Source organism: Streptomyces sp. NPDC048484, assembly GCF_040651415.1.
In the GTDB taxonomy this organism is placed as follows: Bacteria; Actinomycetota; Actinomycetes; order Streptomycetales; family Streptomycetaceae; genus Streptomyces.
This window is the reverse complement of the sequence record NZ_JBEZJY010000151.1, coordinates 1-1,124: the sequence shown is the minus strand read 5'-3', so window position 1 is coordinate 1,124 and position 1,124 is coordinate 1. Positions and strand designations below refer to the sequence as shown.

1 rRNA gene is annotated in these 1,124 nt (G+C 55.8%); it reads right to left on the bottom strand.

Features of this window, described 5'->3' with window-relative positions:
* Window positions 1-1,124: ribosomal RNA gene (locus AB0D14_RS45005) — 23S ribosomal RNA — on the bottom strand; the annotation flags it as partial.

Here is a 1,124-nt window from a genome sequence, read left to right as displayed (position 1 = left end):
GGCTTCCACATCCGGCCTATCAACCCAGTCGTCTACTGGGAGCCTTAACCAATCTAGTTGGTGGGAATACTCATCTCGAAGCAGGCTTCCCGCTTAGATGCTTTCAGCGGTTATCCCTCCCGAACGTAGCCAACCAGCCATGCCCTTGGCAGGACAACTGGCACACCAGAGGTTCGTCCGTCCCGGTCCTCTCGTACTAGGGACAGCCCTTCTCAATATTCCTACGCGCACAGCGGATAGGGACCGAACTGTCTCACGACGTTCTAAACCCAGCTCGCGTACCGCTTTAATGGGCGAACAGCCCAACCCTTGGGACCGACTCCAGCCCCAGGATGCGACGAGCCGACATCGAGGTGCCAAACCATCCCGTCGATATGGACTCTTGGGGAAGATCAGCCTGTTATCCCCGGGGTACCTTTTATCCGTTGAGCGACAGCGCTTCCACAAGCCACTGCCGGATCACTAGTCCCGACTTTCGTCCCTGCTCGACCCGTCGGTCTCACAGTCAAGCTCCCTTGTGCACTTACACTCAACACCTGATTGCCAACCAGGCTGAGGGAACCTTTGGGCGCCTCCGTTACTCTTTAGGAGGCAACCGCCCCAGTTAAACTACCCATCAGACACTGTCCCTGATCCGGATCACGGACCCAGGTTAGACATCCAGCACGACCAGACTGGTATTTCAACGACGACTCCACCATGGCTGGCGCCATGACTTCACAGTCTCCCAGCTATCCTACACAAGCCGAACCGAACACCAATATCAAACTATAGTAAAGGTCCCGGGGTCTTTCCGTCCTGCTGCGCGAAACGAGCATCTTTACTCGTAGTGCAATTTCACCGGGCCTATGGTTGAGACAGTCGAGAAGTCGTTACGCCATTCGTGCAGGTCGGAACTTACCCGACAAGGAATTTCGCTACCTTAGGATGGTTATAGTTACCACCGCCGTTTACTGGCGCTTAAGTTCTCAGCCTCGCACACCCGAAAGTGCACTAACCGGTCCCCTTAACGTTCCAGCACCGGGCAGGCGTCAGTCCGTATACATCGCCTTACGGCTTCGCACGGACCTGTGTTTTTAGTAAACAGTCGCTTCTCGCTGGTCTCTGCGGCCACCCCCAGCTCA